This is a genomic window from Paraburkholderia sp. BCC1885 (assembly GCF_900996235.1).
In the GTDB taxonomy this organism is placed as follows: domain Bacteria; phylum Pseudomonadota; class Gammaproteobacteria; order Burkholderiales; family Burkholderiaceae; genus Paraburkholderia.
Genome location: NZ_CAAJGM010000270.1, coordinates 1 through 2,857, shown reverse-complemented (window position 1 = coordinate 2,857; position 2,857 = coordinate 1). Strand labels below are relative to the sequence as shown.

Here is a 2,857-nt window from a genome sequence, read left to right as displayed (position 1 = left end):
GCAAGACCTTCGACAGCGCTTGCTCTTTGAACTCGACAGAATACGTTTGTTTCGTCTTCAACCTACACCTCTGATTTCTTCAAATTAAAAAAATTCAGAGGCGACAACTACTATGACACCGGGGGGAATCCAAGCGGGCGCCAGTGCAAAAGCGGAGCGGTCGCTTCAACGGGGTTGCGTATTGTCTGGGCCACCTGTCCCGCCGGGCCGGCGTTGTTCAGCCGGTGCCGGTGACTCTGAACAACTCCGGTCTATATGCCAGGCATCGCCGGATAGGGCTCGGTGTGATCCTCAACGCGTTTCACGCCGGGAATGGCCTCCGCCGCCACCCGTACCGCCCGGACTGCTTCGAGCGAGCGAAACATGCCCCAGAGGTGGACGACGCCGTCGCGCACCACCACATTGCGGCCGGCAAAAGCCCACGGCTGACCGGCGAGTTCGCCCATGAGCGTCGCCCGTATCTCACGGTCGGAGGGCGCAATGTCCGGCGCGGGCAGCTCGGGGGCACTGGCCAATGCCTGCACCAGATTGGCACGGCTGACAATGCCGACAAGCCGGCCGTCCCGCATCACCGGCACGCGTTTGATGCGGTGTGTCTCCATGATGTGAGCGACCTCGTTCAGGGGCGTATCGTCGTCGACGCTAATGACTTCGGTGGTCATGACATCCTGCACGGTACGGGCGTGCGACTTGATGTAATCCCCTGCGTTACGATCCGATGTGAACAGGTCGAGCCACCATGAGCGCCGACGTTCGTCGGTGTCGAGTTCGGTGCGGCGAATCAGGTCGCCTTCGCTGATCACGCCGACCAGCGAGCCCCCGGCATCGATAACGGGCACGCCGCTGATGCGATGGTCAGCCAACATCTTCGCGACTTCGCGGATGGGCGTTTCGGGCTTCACGGAAATGATCGTGGTAGTCATTACGTCGAGAGCGAGCATGGTCAGCCTCCTTGGAACGGAACAATGTCACCAGCGTCCTTGCTGGCAAGGAATGGGATAAATGTCGGCGCGTGCGCACAGCCTGGAATGGGTTGCTCTGAAGGCGTGCGTTGGGCCATTTCCGAGTAGACAGGGACGTTACCGTCCCCATCCCTCACAGACCCCAGCGAGCCCAATTAAGGCACTAGGTTCTTCATCGTACAGATTCGCTCATCGTCCGGTATAGCAGTGCACAATTCGAGCTCGTGGCAAGGGAAACCTTTTGAGTATCTCTCTGAAGGCAGACCATGGAATGCGGCTCTTGGACGACCTGCGCGATAACCACTTGCGCCAGCAGACGGCGGCATGAAACCGGAGCCCGCCAATGCGCTTCGAGTTGCCACTGATGCCAAAGTAGGCGAAATGGCCCTTCAGCATCCTGCAGAGCTTTTGATGCTGGTCCCGGACCGACCAGTGCCGCATTACCCGGCACTGCTGATTGATCGCCTTCTTGGCGCGAGCCATGCGATCCTTCGCTGTCAGTTGTCCAGGTATCGGCCGGCCTTTCCTCGACTTCACCCATACATGCGTGAACCCGAGAAAGCTGAAGCTGGTCGGCAGCACCTTGCCGTCCTCATCCGTCGCGGACTTCGGCTTGTAGCGGAAATCGACCATGACGGTCTTATCCGGGTGAAGCTCCAGCCCGTATTTGCCAAGCCGCTTGCCGAGCACCTCCAGCACCCGCTGCGCGTCGTCCTTGTATGCAAACAGCATGACAAAGTCATCCGCGAAACGGACAAGTGTGCCCGGTCCCCTCAGCCGTGGTTGCACCTCATCGCTAAACCATTCATCGAGCACATAGTGCAGGAAGACGTTGGATAACAATGGGGAAGCGACACCGCCTTGTGGCGCGCCTGTTTCGGAGAAAGACAACTGTCCATCTTCCATGACACCCGCCTTCAACCACTTATCGATTAGTTTTCTGACTACACCATCCGTGACTCGTCTGGCTAGAAACTCTCTCAGTCTGGCGTGCGAGATGCTGTCGAAAAATTTCCGGACATCCACATCCAGCACCCATCGCCCACCGTTCTTCGTTATCCCATTTCTGATCGCTTGCAGCGCATCGTGCGCGCTACGTCCACGGCGGTAACCGTACGAACTGTCGCTGAAGTCAACCTCGTAGATCGGCTCCAGCAGCAGGACAATGGCACGCTGCGCCACCTTGTCTTCAAAGGAGGGAATTCCAAGACCGCGTTGACCACTGCCATCCGCCTTGTCGATGTAATGACGGCGGACCGGCGGCGCCCGATAGCTGCCCGATTTGAGCCGGTCGATCAGGCTGGTCAGATTCTGCTCCAGATCGGCCGCGTAATCCTCACCGGTCTGACCGTCGACCCCCACCGCGCCATCCTTGCGCGTACAGTCATACGCATACTTGACCCACTCATAATCAATGTGGTGGGCCAAGGTGTGCAATGCCATCACTGGGTTGTTTCTCGCCAGCTCGGCTATTCGTTCTTGTTTCGTTAACACGCTGTCAGGCTTCAATGTTCCTCCGTGTTTCCCATGAACGATTCTGTACAACGACGACGCCTCCCTTTCCTCGACCGGGTCCGCCCGAACGGCGTTCCCCGGCTTCACCGGTACTACGAAGGCGCTAAGACTTCCTGTGCCGAATACGAAGTCGCTTATGGATTCGCTTCACCGCTCCAGTCCTTGTCTCCTAGTTCGCTCCCGTGCGGCAGAGACTTCCGCCCGGGCCCGGCCCGTTTATCGCCTGTTGCCCACGGCATCTTGGACTGGTCGAACAGAGGTGGCCCCGGAAATCTGGACAGTCGGTTAGGTGGAATCGCTGGGTTCTGAGATAGGCATAATGCCTACAAAGGAAACCAGACGATGACGAAGAGAACCCGGCGCACGCACTCAGCGGCGTT

General features: G+C 58.6%; 2 protein-coding genes. Both read right to left on the bottom strand.

Going from position 1 to position 2,857, the window contains the following annotated elements:
• Positions 1 to 251 precede the first annotated feature (251 nt).
• Positions 252 to 941 carry a CBS domain-containing protein gene (locus tag FQ755_RS34755; RefSeq protein WP_144162284.1) on the bottom strand — a complete coding sequence of 230 codons (690 nt, stop codon included), beginning with the start codon at positions 939 to 941 and terminating at the stop codon, positions 252 to 254.
• Positions 942 to 1,151: 210 nt separating this feature from the next.
• Positions 1,152 to 2,471 carry a group II intron reverse transcriptase/maturase gene (ltrA, locus tag FQ755_RS34750; RefSeq protein WP_222105826.1) on the bottom strand — a complete coding sequence of 440 codons (1,320 nt, stop codon included), beginning with the start codon at positions 2,469 to 2,471 and terminating at the stop codon, positions 1,152 to 1,154.
• Positions 2,472 to 2,857: the final 386 nt, after the last annotated feature.